At 71.6% G+C, this 16,988-nt stretch carries 15 protein-coding genes; 8 read left to right on the plus strand and 7 right to left on the minus strand.

Annotation, left to right across the window (positions count from 1 at the left end; genetic code table 11):
• Positions 1-33: 33 nt before the first annotated feature.
• Complete coding sequence (locus tag ACWC1K_RS07495; protein ID WP_450829296.1) at positions 34-492, plus strand: ATP-binding protein; 459 nt, start codon at positions 34-36, stop codon at positions 490-492.
• Between the two features lie 53 nt (positions 493-545).
• Here the strand turns inward: ACWC1K_RS07495 and ACWC1K_RS07500 are convergent, their stop codons facing one another.
• Positions 546-1,589, minus strand: coding sequence for a DUF2637 domain-containing protein (locus ACWC1K_RS07500; protein WP_450697481.1), 1,044 nt, complete (start codon positions 1,587-1,589; stop codon positions 546-548).
• Between the two features lie 302 nt (positions 1,590-1,891).
• On the minus strand, positions 1,892-2,740 hold the full coding sequence (locus ACWC1K_RS07505) for an iron-sulfur protein (RefSeq protein WP_450829297.1): 849 nt from the start codon (positions 2,738-2,740) through the stop codon (positions 1,892-1,894).
• A gap of 168 nt (positions 2,741-2,908) precedes the next feature.
• Between ACWC1K_RS07505 and ACWC1K_RS07510 the strand changes: the two genes are divergently transcribed.
• Positions 2,909-3,709 carry a GntR family transcriptional regulator gene (locus tag ACWC1K_RS07510; protein WP_450829298.1) on the plus strand — a complete coding sequence of 267 codons (801 nt, stop codon included), beginning with the start codon at positions 2,909-2,911 and terminating at the stop codon, positions 3,707-3,709.
• A 541-nt stretch (positions 3,710-4,250) separates the two neighbouring features.
• Here the strand turns inward: ACWC1K_RS07510 and ACWC1K_RS07515 are convergent.
• The 3 genes from ACWC1K_RS07515 to ACWC1K_RS07525 all read right to left on the minus strand — a co-directional run bounded on the left by ACWC1K_RS07515 (position 4,251) and on the right by ACWC1K_RS07525 (position 7,518).
• A complete protein-coding gene (locus ACWC1K_RS07515; RefSeq protein WP_450829299.1) occupies positions 4,251-4,754 on the minus strand; it encodes a DUF2231 domain-containing protein in 504 nt (167 codons plus the stop codon).
• Positions 4,755-4,843: 89 nt separating this feature from the next.
• Entirely contained in the window at positions 4,844-5,626 is a 783-nt protein-coding gene (locus ACWC1K_RS07520; RefSeq protein WP_450829300.1) for a hypothetical protein, read from the minus strand.
• A 191-nt stretch (positions 5,627-5,817) separates the two neighbouring features.
• Positions 5,818-7,518 carry a PucR family transcriptional regulator gene (locus tag ACWC1K_RS07525; RefSeq protein ID WP_450829301.1) on the minus strand — a complete coding sequence of 567 codons (1,701 nt, stop codon included), beginning with the start codon at positions 7,516-7,518 and terminating at the stop codon, positions 5,818-5,820.
• Positions 7,519-7,865: 347 nt separating this feature from the next.
• Here ACWC1K_RS07525 and ACWC1K_RS07530 point away from each other — a divergent pair, with 347 nt between their 5' ends.
• The 5 genes from ACWC1K_RS07530 (at position 7,866) to ACWC1K_RS07550 (ending at position 14,642) form a co-directional block, all read left to right on the plus strand.
• Complete coding sequence (locus ACWC1K_RS07530; protein WP_344397828.1) at positions 7,866-8,756, plus strand: FAD binding domain-containing protein; 891 nt, start codon at positions 7,866-7,868, stop codon at positions 8,754-8,756.
• A complete protein-coding gene (locus ACWC1K_RS07535; RefSeq protein WP_450829302.1) occupies positions 8,756-9,340 on the plus strand; it encodes a (2Fe-2S)-binding protein in 585 nt (194 codons plus the stop codon). The genes ACWC1K_RS07530 and ACWC1K_RS07535 overlap by 1 nt, the downstream gene beginning before the upstream one ends.
• A 2-nt stretch (positions 9,341-9,342) precedes the next feature.
• Positions 9,343-11,739 (plus strand): xanthine dehydrogenase family protein molybdopterin-binding subunit, encoded by a 2,397-nt coding sequence (locus ACWC1K_RS07540; RefSeq protein ID WP_450829303.1) that lies wholly within the window; start codon positions 9,343-9,345, stop codon positions 11,737-11,739.
• A 246-nt stretch (positions 11,740-11,985) separates the two neighbouring features.
• Positions 11,986-13,443: an NCS2 family permease gene (locus tag ACWC1K_RS07545; protein ID WP_450829304.1), complete on the plus strand. Its 1,458-nt coding sequence runs from the start codon at positions 11,986-11,988 to the stop codon at positions 13,441-13,443.
• Positions 13,444-13,490: 47 nt separating this feature from the next.
• A complete protein-coding gene (locus tag ACWC1K_RS07550; protein WP_450829305.1) occupies positions 13,491-14,642 on the plus strand; it encodes an XdhC family protein in 1,152 nt (383 codons plus the stop codon).
• Positions 14,643-14,724: 82 nt separating this feature from the next.
• Here ACWC1K_RS07550 and ACWC1K_RS07555 read toward each other — a convergent pair whose 3' ends face one another.
• Together ACWC1K_RS07555 and ACWC1K_RS07560 are read right to left on the minus strand one after the other, a co-directional pair.
• Positions 14,725-15,300 (minus strand): class I SAM-dependent methyltransferase, encoded by a 576-nt coding sequence (locus ACWC1K_RS07555; RefSeq protein ID WP_450829306.1) that lies wholly within the window; start codon positions 15,298-15,300, stop codon positions 14,725-14,727.
• On the minus strand, positions 15,300-15,740 hold the full coding sequence (locus tag ACWC1K_RS07560) for an SRPBCC family protein (protein ID WP_450829307.1): 441 nt from the start codon (positions 15,738-15,740) through the stop codon (positions 15,300-15,302). Before ACWC1K_RS07560 ends, ACWC1K_RS07555 begins: the two co-directional genes overlap by 1 nt.
• 203 nt (positions 15,741-15,943) lie before the next feature.
• Here ACWC1K_RS07560 and ACWC1K_RS07565 point away from each other — a divergent pair, with 203 nt between their 5' ends.
• A complete protein-coding gene (locus ACWC1K_RS07565; protein WP_450829347.1) occupies positions 15,944-16,954 on the plus strand; it encodes a DUF2278 family protein in 1,011 nt (336 codons plus the stop codon).
• The last annotated feature ends 34 nt before the right edge of the window (positions 16,955-16,988 follow it).

The following is a 16,988-nucleotide window of genomic DNA, read 5'->3' on the forward strand; positions in this document are numbered from 1 at the left end:
GTCATGAAGAGGCAGGCACGAGGGGGCGGTCCCATGGCGATCGGGGCCTTCTCGGCGAAGACGGAGGACAAGACCGACGGCGACGCGGACCAGGCGCAGCCGTCCCAGATACGGAAGCTGCGGCAGAGACTGGGCCGGGCGGACCTGAAGGCGGTGCCCGAGGCACGCCGGGCACTGCGCGAGCTGTTACGGCAGTGGGGCAGGCCCGGTCGCTCGGAGATAGCGGAACTGCTCACCAGCGAACTCGTCACCAACGCACTCATCCACACCGACCACGACGCGGTGCTGACCGCCACCGTCGGGCCCCGCGGACTGCGGGTGGAGGTGAGGGACTTCGTGGGTCGCAGGCCCAGACTGCGCGTACCGAACGCCGACGACGGCACGCACGGCAGAGGCCTGGTCCTGGTGCAGTCCCTCGCGGACGCGTGGGGGGTACGGGCGCACGGGGTGGGGAAGGCGGTGTGGTTCGAACTCGACGCCGGAGCGACATGACACGGGAAGGGGGCGTGACCCGAAGGTCACGCCCCCTTCCCGTGCAGGCCGTTCTAGCCGAACTGCTGCTCGAGGTCCTTGAGCTTGCGCTCCAGGGAGTCGAGGCGCGGCAGGGCCATTGTGTCGTCCTCCGCGGTGAGGTCGACGGTCACCGGTTCAGAACCGGCCTTGCGGACGGGCTGGAGGGACGGCCGTGAGCGTACGGGCAGCGGTTCCGCGCTGGATATGGCAGGCTCCGCGGAGACCGAGGCGGAGGCTCGCTCCAGGGCCTGGGGCTCCACCTGCCGTCCGCCGCCGCGGCCGATGAACCCGCGGTGGCCCCGGCTGATGGCCTTGAGCTGGGCGCGCTCCAGGCGGTCCGCCTCGCGGCGCCGCAGCCGGTTCGTCTCCTTCTGCCGCTGGTCCTCGCGCACCTCGTCGACCGCCTCGTCCAGGCTGCGCACGCCCTCCAGGAGCATCAGCGACCAGGCCTTGTAGGTCTCGCGGGGGGCCCGCAGCCAGCGGACGATACGGATCTGCGGCAGCGGGCGCGGCACCAGACCCTGCTCGCGCAGCGCGGCCCGGCGGGTCTGCTTCAGGGCGCGGTCGAAGAGGACGGCCGCAGACAGGGACATGCCGGAGAAGAACTGGGGCGCACCGTCGTGACCGATGCCCCGGGGCGCGTGCACCCAGTTGAACCAGGCCGCGGCGCCCGCGAACGTCCACACGAGTATCCGGGAGCCGAGGGCAGCGTCACCGTGGCTGGCCTCGCGGACCGCGAGCACGGAGCAGAACATGGCCGCACCGTCCAGGCCGAACGGCACCAGGTATTCCCAGCCGTCGGTCAGGCCGAGGTTCTGCTGGCCGAAGCCGACCAGACCGTGGAAGGAGAGGGCGGCGGCGACCGCCGCACAGCAGAACAGCAGGACATAGGAGGCGGTGCCATATATGGCCTCCTTGCGCCGGCGGCGCTCCTCGCTGCGCTCCCACGAATCGTCCGTCTTCGCGTGCTCCCCGGAGCGCTTGCTGCGCGCGAGCACCGCCACCGCCGCCAGCATGCCCAGGAGCAGTACGGCGCCCGGAAGCAGCCAGTCCAGCGATATGTCGGTCAGTCTCATCTGGGGTCCCTTGCATTGGGATAGGGCGTATCGCCCGCCATAGTGGCCCAATCCCACCGGCCCTCAGGGGATTTCGGGGCAAGAGGCCGCCAAGGAAGTGCAAGGGGATGCCCAGGGCGGCGTTCTGCTCGAACTGCCGCTTGAGGGGCGGGAGTTGAGTTCGAATAAGACTACCCGTACGGATGGTTCCTCGGAAAGTTCCTGCGGCAAGTGAGGAAGTTGTGAATTGACTGTAACCCGGCGGGCGCCTTGTTCGCGCCGATCTTACGGGACGGCCGACGGCGGGTGCGCCTGAGGGTGCCTCAACTGGCGGCGGTGGCCGACAGCTTGCCCACCCGGTCTGCGTCACAGGTGCGCGGGCAGGTGGCGCAGGTGTCCTCGGGGCACACGGTGTAGAACATGCAGCAGCTGATCCGGTCCCGGGTGGGCAGCGGCTCCCCGTCCGGGCCGGCGAGTTCCCGGAAGGCCGCGGACCCGGCGTACGGCTTGGTGGCCCCCGGCAGCAGCGCCTCCAGCTCGCGCACGGCCCGCTGCTCCTCGCCGAGGAGCTGGGCGACGTACCAGAGCCCCTCCACGACCTCGTCGGTGGCCATGCCCCACAGGGCCCGCCCGCGCCGCCGCATCCGCGGCCCGAACCCGGCGAGCACGGGTTCGAGATGCTCGGCCACCGCGGTCCGCACCTCTTCCCGCAGCGCCTCCTCGTCGGCGACGACGCGCGCGCCGGGCAGTGCGGCGGCCGGATCGCCGGGCAGACAGGCGAAGCCGGCGGGCCGCACGGCCATGCGGCCGATCGAGAGCTCCGGGTCGCTCCGGTCGAACGAGACGTGGCCCACGGGCAGACGGGGCACCCGGCGCAGCAGGAACCACGGCACGGTGATCAGCAGACAGGCCGGCCATGCGTACCGGTGCAGCCCGAAGCCGGCGACGACGTCCGGCCGGGCGCGCACTCCGTAGTCGCGCAGCACCTGTGCGTCGTCCCGTGACAGAAATGTGTCGAGACCGACTCCCCCCTCCGCGAGCGAGGCGGCACGGATCCATCCGCCGCCTGTCGGGACCTGCTCCCCGGCAGCCGTCTCCATGACGGCCAGCCCGGGGAAGGCCCTGCTCAGGCGGGCGTAGGCGGCGCTGAGGGCCGAGTGGGGCGCAGGCATGCAAGGACCACCGATTCGTGACGGACACATGACGACTAACAAGGTAAGGCTATCCTTACCCTCATTGAATGGGATTTGAACTGGTGACAACTGCGCCTAAGGTGCTTGACGGGCGAGTAACAACCCGCCGTAATGACCCCAAGTACCGACACATCCGGAGGAGGACCCGTGCAGCAGAGCGCCCATGGCTCCGCCGACACGGGGGTTCCGGTGGCCCGGACCGGAGGGGTGCCCCGGGTCCCGCCGCAGCCCGGGGCCGAGGGCGTGGAGCGGGAGCGGGGCGTCGCCGAGGGGGCCACGCGGGGTGAGCACACGCACAGCGAGGCGCCCATCCCCCGGCCCCGCCTGGTCCAGCGGGCCTCCGTGCGCGGGCAGATCGTCGACGCGCTGCGCACCGCCCTGGTCGCGGGCGAGCTGACGCCGGGCGAGGTGTACTCGGCGCCCGCGCTGGGGGAGCGGTTCGGGGTCTCCGCGACGCCGGTGCGGGAGGCCATGCAGCAGCTCGCCCTCGAGGGCGCCGTCGAGGTCGTCCCCAACCGGGGCTTCCGGGTGGTCGAGCGCGGTGCCCGCGAGCTGGCCGAGCTGGCCGAGGTCCGCGCACTGATAGAGATCCCCGTGATGCTGCGCCTGGCCCGCACGGTGCCCGCCGAGCGCTGGACCGCACTGCGCCCCCTCGCCGAGGCGACCCTGCGCGCCGCGTCCTCCGGCTGCCGCGCGACCTACGCCGAGTCCGACCGCACCTTCCACCGCGCCCTGTTCGCCCTCTCCGGCAACGAACAGCTCGTCCAGATAGCGGACGACCTCCACCGCCGGGCCCAGTGGCCCCTGGTCGGAGCCCAGTCCTCCCGGCCTCGCGCCGACCTCCTGACGGACGCGACCGAACACACGACTCTGCTGGACGCGCTGATCGCCCGGGACCTGGATGTGGTGCGGTCACTGGTGGGGGAGCACTTCGCGGGGGCGTCCTGAGCGCTGCGGGACGTGTGGCCACGGGAACTCCCACCGGTCGGACCCTTGGCGCGTCGCGTGACGGCGCCGGCGGAGGTCGGTCGTGAGTGGTCGGCGGGGTCCGGGTGTGGTTGCGCGGGCTGGTGGGAGAGTGCTTGGCGGGGAGGCTTTGAGGGCTGTGGGCGCTCATGGTCCGTGCGGGAGTTCCCGCCGGGCGGGCTCCTGGCGCGTCGCGTGACGGCGCCGGCGGAGGTCGGTCGTGACTGGTCGGCGGGGTCCGGGTGTGGTTGCGCGGGCTGGTGGGAGAGTGCTTGGCGGGAAGGCTCTGAGGGGTGCGGCGCTCATGGTCCGTGCGGGAGTTCCCGCCGGGCGGACTCCTGGTGCGGCGCGTGACGGCGCCGGCGGAGGTCGGTCGTGAGTGGTCGGCGGGGTCCGGGTGTGGTTGCGCGGGCTGGTGGGAGAGTGCTTGGCGGGGAGGCTTTGAGGGCGCGGGCGTTCATGGTCTGTGCGGGAGTTCCCGCCGGGCGGAAACCCCGCACGTCCCTTCGGGCGCCGACGGAGGTCAGTCGTCCCCGTCGGCCGATCCGGTAGCCGGCTTCGAGTAGCCGTCCTTCCAGGCCGCCTTCGCGCCGGAGTCGCCGATGCGGTAGACGTCGACGACGGCGCCCGCCGCCACCGCGACGGACAGTACGGCGGCCGCGATCCGGATGACGGAGGCGGACCGGGCACCGTCCCGCAGCGCCGATGACCGACGCGTCGTCCACCACACCGCCGCCGCCAGGACGAACAGGCCCAGCGCCCAGGGGAGCAGCCCGTCGCCGAGTTCCGCGTGCCGCTCCACCAGGGCATTGCTGCTCACGTGCTTCTCCAGCCACTCGCCGGCACTCGTGGTCAGCGGCACGCTCGCCAGGGTGACCAGGGCCAGCACCGGCAATACGAGTCCCATGCGGCGGGCGGCGGCAGGCCACACGGCGCACACGACCAGGGCCAGGGCCGTCAGTGGTACCAGTACCACGACGAAATGGACCAGCAGGACATGTGCGGGCAAGCCGTTGACGAGGCTCATCGGGGTTTTCCTCCAGGGGGGTCGGGCGCGCCACCCTGGCACAGCAACCTCTCAGGTTCCTCTCAGTGGGCTCTCGGCCGCGGCGGCGCTCACGCGGTGGCCGCCCCCGCCGCAGGCGGCGCCAACTGCCGCGCCAGCCACGTCGGCACACCCCCGAGCAACTGGAACAGCCGCCGGGCCTCCTCCCGCAGCCGCGACGCCTCGGGCTCCACCTCCGCGTCAGCAAGAGACACCAGCGCCGGCGCCGTACCCACGAGATACCCCAGCTCCTCACGGATCCGCAGAGACTCGGCGAACCCGTGCCGCGCCTCCGCCAACTCCCCCTCCCGCAGCGCGAGTCCCGCCAGATGCCGCCAGGTGAAGGACAGCAGCAGGAGATCGCCGTGCGCGGTCGCCCCCGCATGGGCGCGGCGGAACGCGGCCCGCGCCGCCTGGGGCGCGTTGGCGAGGTTCTGCGCCACCAGCCCGCGCCGGAAGTCCAGCAAGGCCCGCCCCGCCGCTCCCGGAGGGATCAGCGCCGCCGTCCGCCCGAGCGCGGCACGCGCCTCGTCGGCCCGGTCACGGACCCCCAGCAGCGTCGCGGCATACGCCAAGTACCCGCGTTCACAAGCGGCCGCGCCCCGCTCGTCGTCGGTGTGGGCCAGCGCCTCGGCCGTACGCAGCGCGTCCTCGGCCTCCTCCCAGCCCTGCTCGGTGTACAGACACCGTTCGACCAGCAACGCGGCCCGCTGCAGCGCGGCGTCCGCGGTGCCGGGCTCCAGCAGGGCCGCCGCGTCGGCCCAGCAGGCGCGTGAGCGCAGCCGCCATACCGCGGTCTGGAGGGGATCGTCACCAGCGGTCGTTCCGTTACCAGACATGGCGGTATGCGCCACGTTGCCCTCCCCGAGCACGCCATCGAGCTATGAGTGGTGGCGGCATCTCAGCACGAATCGCGGCGCCCGGCCAAGGGGGTGGGTGAAGGATTTCACAAAGTCGTGGGACAGCGACGGCACTTGGTGCCTCCCCCAACTCTCGGCTGCGCTCGAGCCGGGGGGACCCCCATCCGTGGCATGCCCCGGTGACCTCAGCTCATGCGCAACGCCAGGAAGAAATCCAGCTTGTCCTCAAGGCGCGAGAGGTCACGGCTCGTCAACTGCTCGATCCGCCCGACCCGGTAGCGCAGCGTGTTGACGTGCAGGTGCAGCCGGGTCGCGCAGCGCGTCCAGGAGCCGTCGCAGTCGAGGAACGCCTCCAGGGTGGGGATCAGCTCGGCGCGGTGCCGGCGGTCGTAGTCCCGCAAGGGATCCAGCAGCCGCGCGGTGAAGGCCCGCCGCACGTCGTCCGGGACGAACGGGAGCAGCAGGACGTGCGAGGCCAGTTCCTGGTGGCCCGCCGCGCACACCCGGCCCGGGCGGGCCGCGGCGACCCTGCGCGCGTGCCGCGCCTCCTCCAGTGCCCCGCGCAGCCCCTCCGCCGAGTGCACGGCCGCGCTGACGCCCAGCGTGACCTGCCCGTCGCCGTCCAACCCGGCCGACAGCGGGTCCCGGACGGACTCCAGGAGCGCGTCCGCGAGGATGCCGGACTCCGAGCCGTCGTGCTCGGTGGAGACGGCCGGCAGCGGTACGAGCGCGATCGCCTCGTCGCCCGTGTGGGCCACGGCGATGCGGTCGGAGGGCTCGGGGCCCGTGGCGAGCGGGTCGACGAGGATCTCCTCCAGGAGCGACTGGGCGACCGGCCCCGCCTCGATCTCCCCGCCCTCCCACTCGACCCGGGCCACGACCACCTGCCAGTGCGGGGCGGCCCCGAGGCCGGGCAGCAGCACCGGCGCGGCCACCCGCAGCCGGGCGGCGATCTCGGCGGGCGCGGCCCCCGTCTGCACCAGCTCCAGGACCTCCTGCGCCAGCCGCCTGCGCACCGTGCGCGCCGCGTCCCGGCGGTCCCGCTCGACCGAGATCAGCTGGGTGACGCCCTGGAGCAGGTCCAGGCGCTCGGCGGGCCAATCCCCGGCGTCCGCCTCGACGGCCAGCAGCCAGTCCGACAGGACCGTCTCCCGCACGTCCCGGGAGGCCTGCGCGGAGCGCCCGCCCCCGGCCGCCGCCGGGCGGTGCCCCGAGCTGCGGATCGGGAAGAGGCTGTAGGTGGCCGCACCGAGCGTCACCCGGTGGGGTCCGCGCCGGCCCGTGCGGGCGGCGGCGAGATGCTCGGCGGCCAGCTCGGCGCAGGTCTCGGCGGGCAGCCCGGGGCCCGCGACCTTCGGGCCCGCGATCAATCGTCCGGTGGGGGACAGCACCCAGGCCTGCAGGTCCAGGTCGGAGCCGAGCAGGTCGAGGACCACGTCAGGGCCGCCGCCCGCCGGACCGGAGGTCATCATCCGCCGGTGCCGGTCGACCACGGCCGCGAGGTCCCCGGCGCGCTCCCCGGACACCTGCCGTACGACGTGCTCGGTGATCGTCGCGAAGGCCACCGACTCGTGCACCGCGAACAGCGGCAGGCGGTGCCGGGCGCAGGCCACCACCAGGTCGTCCGGGATGTCCCCGAGCTCCGCCTCGCCGGCGGCCAGCGCCACCACCCCGGCCTGCGCCAGGATCCGCACGAACGCCTCGGAGTCGTCGGCGTCGCGGCGCCAGGCCAGCCCCGTGAGGACCAGTTCCCCGCCCGAGAGATAGCGGCTGGGGTCCCGGAGGTCGGTGGTCATCACACCGCGTACGGTGCGGTCCAGCTCGTCCTCGCCGCCGAGCAGCCTGAGGCCCAGCGCGTCGGTGTCCAGCAGTGCGCGCAGCCGCATTCTCGTCGCCGCCGTTCTTTGTCTCGAAATCTACGATGAGTCGTGAGGATGGTCGGTGGGAGGAGCCCGGCGACCGGTGCGCACGACGCATCCTTTGATTGCCAGGCTGTTTCCTGCGTTTCTACAGGAAAACGAAGAGGTTACTGATGACCTCCGTTCATACGAATCTACAAGATGCCCGGCCTGGCCAGCCAACTCCTTCATGGTTTCCGTGACTGACCTGGGTGGAGCACGGCGCTGTGTACTGGCTCCACTCCGCGTAAACAGCACATGAACAAGCCGGGCCAGCCGCACCGGATCTGGCTTGATACGTACGACCTACGAGACGAAGAAGAAGAGAGCCGGTCATGGACTTCCTTCGCCCCGCCAGCTGGGAGGAGGCGCTCGCCGCCAAGGCAGAGCACCCCACCGCTGTGCCCATTGCGGGCGGCACCGATGTGATGGTCGAGATCAACTTCGACCACCGTCGGCCCGAGTACCTGCTCGACCTGAACCGCATCGGCGACCTCTACGAGTGGGAGGTCGGCCAGGACACCGTGCGGCTCGGTGCCTCCGTCCCGTACTCGAAGATCATGGAGAGCCTCCGGGCCGAGCTGCCGGGTCTCGCCCTCGCCTCGCACACCGTCGCCTCCCCGCAGATCCGCAACCGCGGCGGCGTCGGCGGCAACCTCGGCACCGCCTCCCCGGCCGGCGACGCCCACCCCGCGCTGCTCGCGGCGGGCGCCGAGGTCGAGGTCGAGTCGGTGCGCGGCACCCGGCTGATCCCGATCGACGAGTTCTACACCGGCGTGAAGCGCAACGCGCTCGCCGCCGACGAGCTCATCAAGAGCGTGCACATCAAGAAGGCCGACGGCCCGCAGCAGTACTCGAAGGTCGGCACGCGCAACGCGATGGTGATCGCCGTGTGTGCCTTCGGCCTCGCCCTGCACCCTTCGTCGCGCACCGTCCGTACGGGCATCGGTTCCGCGGCGCCCACACCCGTCCGCGCGAAGGCCGCGGAGGAGTTCCTGAACGCGGCGCTCGAAGAGGGCGGCTTCTGGGACAACGGAAAGATCATCACCCCGTCGGTCGCCAAGCAGTTCGCGGAGCTGTGCTCCGGCGCCTGCAACCCGATCGACGACGTCCGGGGCACGGCGAGCTACCGCCGGCACGCGGTGGGCGTCATGGCCCGCCGCACGCTGACCTGGACCTGGGAGTCGTACCGCGGCGCCCGCCGCACCACCGAGGGAGCTGCGTGATGCGTGTCAACTTCACCGTCAACGGACGTCCGCAGGAAGCCGACGACGTCTGGGAGGGCGAGTCCCTGCTGTACGTGCTGAGGGAGCGCCTCGGACTTCCCGGCTCCAAGAACGCCTGCGAGCAGGGCGAGTGCGGGTCCTGCACGGTCCGCCTGGACGGCGTGCCCGTGTGTGCCTGCCTGGTCGCCGCCGGTCAGGTCGAGGGCCGTGACGTCGTCACCGTCGAGGGCCTCGCGGACTACGCCAAGCAGCGCGCCGAGCACGGCGGTTGTGCCTCCGGTGCCTGCGGTACGTCCCTTCAGGACGCCCAGGAGTGGGCGGCCAAGGGCCAGGACTCGCAGACCGGTGAGGGCACCGAGCTCTCCCCGATCCAGCAGGCGTTCCTCGACGCCGGCGCCGTCCAGTGCGGCTTCTGCACCCCCGGTCTGCTGGTCGCCGCCGACGAGATGCTGGAGCGCAACCCGAACCCGACCGACGCGGACATCCGCGAGGCCCTGTCGGGCAACCTGTGCCGCTGCACGGGCTACGAGAAGATCATGGACGCGGTCCGTCTGGCGGCCGCCAGGCAGGGAGAGGCGGTCTGACGATGCCCACCAACGGTGCTCCCATCGGCACTCCCACCAAGGTCACCCAGGGGTCGAAGACCAAGGGCGGCATCGGTGAGTCCACGCTCCGCCCGGACGGCACCCTCAAGGTCACCGGCGAGTTCGCGTACTCGTCCGACATGTGGCACGAGGACATGCTCTGGGGCCAGATCCTGCGCTCCACCGTCGCGCACGCGGAGATCGTCTCGATCGACACCAGCGAGGCGCTGAAGACCCCGGGCGTCTACGCCGTCATGACGTACGACGACCTGCCCACCGAGGTGAAGAACTACGGCCTGGAGATCCAGGACACCCCGGTCCTCGCGCACGGCAAGGTACGCCACCACGGGGAGCCGGTCGCCATCGTCGCCGCCGACCACCCGGAGACCGCCCGCCGCGCCGCCGCCAAGATCAAGGTCGACTACCGGGAGCTCCCGGTCATCACCGACGAGGCCTCCGCGACCGCGCCGGACGCGATCCTCGTCCACGAGAACCGCGACGACCACCACATCGGCCACGTCCCGCACCCGAACATCGTCCACCGCCAGCCGATCGTGCGCGGCAACGCCGAAGAGGCCGCCAAGAAGGCCGACTTCATCGTCCGGGGCGAGTACACCTTCGGCATGCAGGACCAGGCCTTCCTCGGTCCGGAGTCCGGTCTCGCGGTCCCCTCGGAGGACGGCGGCGTCGACCTCTACATCGCCACCCAGTGGCTCCACTCCGACCTGCGCCAGATCGCCCCGGTCCTGGGCCTGCCCGAGGACAAGGTCCGGATGACGCTCGCCGGCGTCGGCGGCGCGTTCGGCGGCCGCGAGGACCTGTCGATGCAGATCCACGCCTGTCTGCTCGCCCTGCGCACCGGCAAGCCGGTCAAGATCGTCTACAACCGCTTCGAGTCCTTCTTCGGGCACGTCCACCGCCACCCCGCGAAGCTCTACTACGAGCACGGGGCGACCAAGGACGGCAAGCTCACCCACATGAAGTGCCGGATCGTCCTGGACGGCGGCGCCTACGCCTCCGCCTCCCCGGCCGTCGTCGGCAACGCCTCCTCCCTCTCCGTCGGCCCGTACGTCGTCGATGACGTCGACATCGAGGCCATCGCCCTCTACACCAACAACCCGCCCTGCGGCGCCATGCGCGGCTTCGGCGCGGTCCAGGCGTGCTTCGCCTACGAGGCGCAGATGGACAAGCTGGCCGACAAGGTGGGCATGGACCGGGTCGAGTTCCGGCAGCTCAACGCGATGGAGCAGGGCACGATCATGCCGACCGGGCAGCCGGTCGACTCCCCGGCCCCGGTCGCCGAACTGCTGCGCCGCGTCAAGGCGATGCCGATGCCGCCGGAGCGCCAGTGGGAGTCCAGCGAGGGCTCCGACATCCGGCAACTGCCCGGCGGTCTGTCCAACACCACCCACGGCGAGGGCGTCGTACGCGGTGTCGGCTACGCGGTGGGCATCAAGAACGTCGGCTTCTCCGAGGGCTTCGACGACTACTCCACCGCGAAGGTCCGCATGGAGGTCGTCGGCGGCGAGCCGGTGGCCACCGTGCACACGGCCATGGCGGAGGTCGGCCAGGGCGGCGTCACCGTCCACGCCCAGATCGCCCGCACCGAGCTGGGCGTCTCGCAGGTGACGATCCAGCCGGCGGACACACAGGTGGGCAGCGCCGGTTCGACGTCCGCGTCGCGGCAGACGTACGTCACCGGCGGCGCCGTCAAGAACTCCTGCGAGCTCGTCCGCGAGAAGGTCCTGGAGCTCGGGCGCCGCAAGTTCGGCACGTACCACCCGGCCTGGGCCACCGCCGAACTCCTGCTGGAGGGCGGCAAGGTCGTCACCGACGGCGGCGAGGTCCTCGCCGACCTGGCGGACGTCCTCGAAGGCGAGACCGTCGAGGTCGAGGCCGAGTGGCGGCACCGCCCCACCGAGGCCTTCGACCTGCGCACCGGCCAGGGCAACGGCCACGTCCAGTACTCCTTCGCCGCGCACCGCGCCGTCGTCGAGGTCGACACCGAGCTCGGCCTGGTCAAGGTCATCGAGCTGGCCTGCGCCCAGGACGTCGGCAAGGCGCTCAACCCGCTGTCCGTCCTCGGCCAGATCCAGGGCGGCACCCTCCAGGGCATGGGCATCGCGGTGATGGAGGAGATCATCGTCGACCCCAAGACCGCGAAGGTCAGGAACCCGTCCTTCACGGACTACCTGCTGCCGACCATCCTCGACACCCCGATCATCCCGGTCGACGTGCTCGAACTCGCCGACGACCACGCCCCGTACGGGCTGCGGGGCATCGGCGAGGCACCCACCCTGTCCTCGACCCCGGCCGTCCTCGCGGCGATCCGGAACGCGACCGGGCTGGAGCTCAACCGCACGCCGGTACGTCCGGAGCACCTCACCGGAACGGCGTAGGCACCGTCTCTCCGGGCGGCGCCGGGAACGTCACACTTCGCCGCGCCGCCCGGAGTACTCAAGCACCGCACCGCTCGCGGCACTTGAAGCATCACCGCATCACCGCACCACGGCACCACCTTCAGTACCAGAGAGTTCGTTCGTCTCGGGCCGTCCCCCGGGTCGTGCGGCCGAAGCACCTTCCCAAATCCCGCGAACCCAGAGAACAACCGCGGGTGCCCCTGTGAACCTTGGGAGTAGGCCCACATGACCCAGCAGTCACTGGAGCCGTCGACCACCGCCGACGATGCGGGTGAAGGAACCCGTATCCCGGCCGGCAGGTCCTGGCTCGACCGGTACTTTCACATATCCAAGCGAGGATCCACGGTCGCGCGTGAGGTGCGCGGCGGCATCACCACCTTCATGGCGATGGCGTACATCCTCCTGCTCAACCCCCTGATCCTGTCCGGCAAGGACGCGGCGGGGGACACGCTCGGCCAGAAGGCCCTCATCACCGCGACCGCGTTCGCGGCGGCCTTCACCACGCTGCTGATGGGCTTCTTCGGCAAGGTGCCGCTCGCCCTCGCCGCCGGCCTCTCCGTCTCCGGTGTGCTCTCCTCGCAGGTCGCGCCCCAGATGACCTGGCCGCAGGCCATGGGCATGTGCGTGATGTACGGCGTCGTCATCATGCTGCTGGTCGTCACCGGCCTGCGCGAGATGATCATGAATGCGATTCCGCTCGCGCTCAAGCACGCCATCACCATGGGCATCGGACTGTTCGTCGCCCTGATCGGCCTGGTCAAGGCGGGCTTCGTGCACCAGGGCAAGGCGACTCCGGTGTCGCTGGGCCCGACGGGTGAACTCGCGGGCTGGCCCGTCCTGTTGTTCGCGGCCACCCTCCTCGTCATCTTCATGCTCCAGGCGCGTGCCGTCCCCGGCGCGATCCTGATCGGCATCGTCGGCGGCACCGTGGTCGCCGTACTGCTCAACGCACTGGGTGTCATCGACCCCAAGCAGTGGGCGAGCGGCGCTCCCGAACTGCACGGCAGCGCGGTGTCCATGCCGGACTTCTCGATCTTCGGGAAGGTCGAGTTCGGCGGCTGGGGCAGCGTCGGCGCGATGACGGTCGGCATGATCGTGTTCACGCTGGTGCTCGCCGGCTTCTTCGACGCGATGGCCACCATCATCGGCGTCGGCACCGAGGCCAAGCTGGCCGACGAGCAGGGCCGGATGCCGGGCCTGTCCAAGGCGCTGTTCATCGACGGCGCGGGCGGCGCGATCGGCGGCGTCGCGGGCGCCTCCGGCCAGACGGTGTTCGTCGAGTCCGCGACCGGCGTCGGCGAAGGCGCCCGTACGGGCCTGTCCTCCGTCGTCACCGGCCTGTTCTTCGCGGCCTGTCTGTTCTTCACCCCGCTGACGGCGATCGTCCCCGGCGAGGTGGCGGCCGCGGCCCTGGTGGTCATCGGCGCCATGATGATGATGAACGCCCGCCATGTGGACTGGGCCGACCGCGCCACCGCCATCCCGGTCTTCCTGACCGTGGTGATCATGCCGTTCACGTACTCCATCACGGCGGGCGTCGCGGCCGGAGTCATCTCCTACGTCGCCATCAAGATCGCTCAGGGCAAGGCGCGGGAGATCGGGGCCTTCATGTGGGGCCTGACGGTGATCTTCCTGGTCTACTTCGCCCTCAATCCGATCGAGAGCTGGATGGGCGTCCACTAGACGCTCTTGAATGGCCCTCCACACCAACCCCGTTAGGAGACCGAGAGATGCTGGACATCGCCGAGGAGCTCAACCGGTGGGTCGAGCAGGGACGTGACTTCGCCGTGGCCACCGTGGTGGCCGTCGGCGGCAGCGCACCCCGCCAGCCGGGGGCCGCCCTCGCGGTGGACGCCGACGGCACGGCGATCGGCTCGGTCTCCGGCGGCTGTGTGGAGGGCGCCGTGTACGACCTGTGCGGGCAGGCGCTGGAGGACGGCGAAACCGTCCTGGAGCGCTTCGGGTACAGCGACGAGGACGCCTTCGCAGTCGGCCTGACCTGCGGCGGCATCATCGACATCCTCGTCACGCCGGTACGGGCCGGTGATCCCGCCCGTCCGGTGGTCGCGTCCGCGCTGGCCGCCGCCGCCCGTGGGGAGGCGGCGGCGGTGGCGCGGATCGTGTCGGGACCGGCCGAACTGCGGGGCCGGGCGCTCGTGGTGCGGCCCGACGGCTCGTCCGAGGGCGGCTTCGGCGCCCACCCGGAACTGGACCGCACGGTGCTCGGGGAGGCGGCGGCCTTCCTGGACGCCGGGCGGACCGGCACCCTGGAGATCGGTGAGCAGGGCTCACGCTGCGGAGCCCCGCTCACGGTCCTGGTGGAGTCCTCCGTCCCGCCGCCCCGGATGATCGTGTTCGGCGCGATCGACTTCGCGTCGGCGCTGGTGCGGATCGGCAAGTTCCTGAACTACCACGTGACGGTGTGCGACGCGCGCCCCGTGTTCGCGACGAGGACCCGGTTCCCGGAGGCCGACGAGATCGTCGTCGAATGGCCCCACACGTACCTGGAGCGGACGTCCGTGGACGCCCGCACCGTCCTGTGCGTCCTCACCCACGACGCCAAGTTCGACATACCGCTGCTGCGGCTGGCCCTGCGCCTCCCGGTCGCCTACGTCGGAGCGATGGGGTCCCGCCGCACCCACCTGGACCGCAACGAACGCCTTCGCGAGGTAGGCGTGACCGAGCTGGAACTGGCCCGCCTCCGGTCCCCGATCGGGCTGGACCTCGGTGCCCGCACCCCGGAGGAGACGGCCCTGTCGATCGCCTCGGAGATCGTCGCCAACCGGCGGGGTGGCAGCGGGGTTTCACTCACCGGGGCGCATACGCCGATCCATCACGACGCCACGCCGGGGGCGGTGGGGCGGATCGGGTCGGTGGCCTGAGAGCTGCTGCCCGGGCCTGCCGGCCCCGGTTCGCGGTCTTCGTGGGACGGTCCGCCGGCAGGGAGAGGGCCGTGGCGCCCGCTCAGGTGTCCTGTGCCCGCAGCACGAAGACGCGCAGCCCGTCCGGCTCCAGGTCGTACCAGTGCCCCCGGCTCCAGCCGCCCAGAAGCCCGGAGACATCGGCCGCAGTCAGCCCGATGCGCCGACGCTCCTCGGGCAGGCGCTGAGCCAGCGAGGTGGTGACCACCCACGCTCCGCCGGGCGCCAGCAGTCCGCGCACGCGCTCGGCGGCCGCCTCCTTGTCCGCCATGAACGCGAAGACGAGCCGCATCGTCACCAGATCGAAGGCCGCCCGCGGCAGGCGTACCCTCGCATCCTCGAAGTCCAGCCGGGCGACCTCCAGTCGAGGCTCCAGGTCCGCGTAGCGGTCCCGGGTCGCAGCCACCGCCGCGTCCGCCCAGTCCACGGCCAGCGTCCGGTAACCGATGCCGGCCAGTGCGGCGGCGTAAGCGCCCAGGCCACACCCGACGTCCAGTGCCCGCGCCCCGTGGCGCGGTCGTAGCGTCTCGCCGAGCAGACGTATCTCGCGGGCGTCGGCTCGGTGGAAGCCGTTGCCCGCCGCGAAGTGGTTCTCCCAGTGGTCCCGGCCGGCGGGCATCACGGCATCCTGAGAAGACGGTTCGCCGCCCGCCCGAAGACATGGCGGGCCGCCCGCAGGAGGAGCGGGTCGAAGAACCCCGGCAGCCAGCGGATCCCCAGCTCCTCCCGCCACACCACCCGGCTGCGGCCCCCGGGTCCGGGTCGCACCTCGATCTCAGCCCACCCCGTCACCACCCGGCCCCGCTTCTCCAGGCGGCACAGGCCGGGGGTGTCGTCGCCCGGCGGCCGCCACACCGTGACCTCCATCCGGTCGTCGAAGGCGAGCGGCCCGAGTCCCGAACGGGCCACGACGACCGTGCCCTCGTGCGTCGGCGGGGGAGTGGTCACCGTGACGCGGGTCAGCGGGACCACCTGGCCGTGCCGGGGCCACTCGGTCAGGCGGCGCCATGCCTCGTCGAGGGGGAGCGGTGCCGTGCGTTGGACGAGGAAGTTGACCACGTGACGAATCGTAGGGAATCCGGGCTGCTCAGCGGCGTGTTCATCCGCTCGTCACGCACTTGGCCCAGCGGCGTAATCGCCAGAAGACGTAGAGAGGACGGTGGGTGTGGAATGCGGCAAAGGAGGGGTCACATACCTCCCATCCCTCTACCATTCCTCCCATGGGCGGGCAATCCGCCTGCCCCCGGGGGAAGTTGGACGTCATGCCACTCAAGGCCTACGGCGTGCTGATCGCACGCGCGGTGGACACCCGGCGCGAGGGCGCCACCGACACGCCGCACTACCAGATCCATCTCCAGGACGACACCGGCACGGACTACCGCGCCGCCGTCAACGTCCTCTCCCAGGAGCGGCCCTCCGAGCTGCTGTACCTGGTCGACGAGGACCTCCGGCACCCGGTCACCGCCCGTCTGGACGGCCTGCCGGGCGGCTGGAGCACCCTGCCGTCCGGCCCCGGCGGCCCGAACCTCGACTTCGTGCGCGGCAACCTCTTCGACCCGGCGAAGATGCGCACCCTGCCCCCGGACGTCTCCGGCCCCGACAACGACCTGGCCGACCTCCTGGACCACTACGTACGCCGTGCGGTCGACGACCGGGAAGCCCGGCTGTACGTCTTCGGTGAGCGCTTCGGCCCCGAACCTGCGGTCAGGGACAAGGTGTTCGGCTTCCTGCCCGGCAACGGCGTGCACGACATCCACATGAACCAGGGCAACAGCCGGAAGTTCCAAGGCGACGACGGGGTCTGGCAGGACGGCGGACTCCTGCTGCACTTCCCGGCGCAGGAACGCTGGGTCGGCATCTTCCTCGCCTTCCAGAGCCAGTCCTGGCACACGGACGACGTCACCGGGCATGCCCTCGACGACGTCGACGGCGACCGTCCGCAGCCGGGCACCCAGCCCGTCCGGATCGTGGCGGCGCTGGTCAACCCGGCCGGCCCGGCGCCGGAGCAGGAGACGGTGACCCTGCTCAACGCCTCGCCTACCCCGGTGGATCTCACCGGCTGGCACCTCGTCGACCGCATCGGCCAGAGCTCCGCTGTGCCGCCCGGCCGGCTCGCCGCCGGCGCCTGTCTGCTCGTCCCGCTCACCGGAGGCGCCCAACTCGGCAACCACGGCGGGGAGATCACCCTCAAGAACGCGGACGGCCTCAAGGTGCACGGGGTGTCGTACACCGCCGAACAGGCCGCCCGCGAAGGCTGGTCCGTGGTCTTCTGACCGCACCCGGGGGCACCCCCTACCGCACTCGCAC

Source organism: Streptomyces sp. NPDC001492, from assembly GCF_053597275.1.

Coding starts and splice junctions, on each gene's coding strand:
- ACWC1K_RS07495 (WP_450829296.1), top strand. CDS start 34: ATGGCGATCGGGGCCTTCTCGGCGAAGACGGAGGACAAGACCGACGGC.
- ACWC1K_RS07500 (WP_450697481.1), bottom strand. CDS start 1,589: ATGAGACTGACCGACATATCGCTGGACTGGCTGCTTCCGGGCGCCGTA.
- ACWC1K_RS07505 (WP_450829297.1), bottom strand. CDS start 2,740: ATGCCTGCGCCCCACTCGGCCCTCAGCGCCGCCTACGCCCGCCTGAGC.
- ACWC1K_RS07515 (WP_450829299.1), bottom strand. CDS start 4,754: ATGAGCCTCGTCAACGGCTTGCCCGCACATGTCCTGCTGGTCCATTTC.
- ACWC1K_RS07525 (WP_450829301.1), bottom strand. CDS start 7,518: ATGCGGCTGCGCGCACTGCTGGACACCGACGCGCTGGGCCTCAGGCTG.
- ACWC1K_RS07530 (WP_344397828.1), top strand. CDS start 7,866: ATGGACTTCCTTCGCCCCGCCAGCTGGGAGGAGGCGCTCGCCGCCAAG.
- ACWC1K_RS07535 (WP_450829302.1), top strand. CDS start 8,756: ATGCGTGTCAACTTCACCGTCAACGGACGTCCGCAGGAAGCCGACGAC.
- ACWC1K_RS07540 (WP_450829303.1), top strand. CDS start 9,343: ATGCCCACCAACGGTGCTCCCATCGGCACTCCCACCAAGGTCACCCAG.
- ACWC1K_RS07545 (WP_450829304.1), top strand. CDS start 11,986: ATGACCCAGCAGTCACTGGAGCCGTCGACCACCGCCGACGATGCGGGT.
- ACWC1K_RS07550 (WP_450829305.1), top strand. CDS start 13,491: ATGCTGGACATCGCCGAGGAGCTCAACCGGTGGGTCGAGCAGGGACGT.
- ACWC1K_RS07555 (WP_450829306.1), bottom strand. CDS start 15,300: ATGCCCGCCGGCCGGGACCACTGGGAGAACCACTTCGCGGCGGGCAAC.
- ACWC1K_RS07565 (WP_450829347.1), top strand. CDS start 15,944: ATGCCACTCAAGGCCTACGGCGTGCTGATCGCACGCGCGGTGGACACC.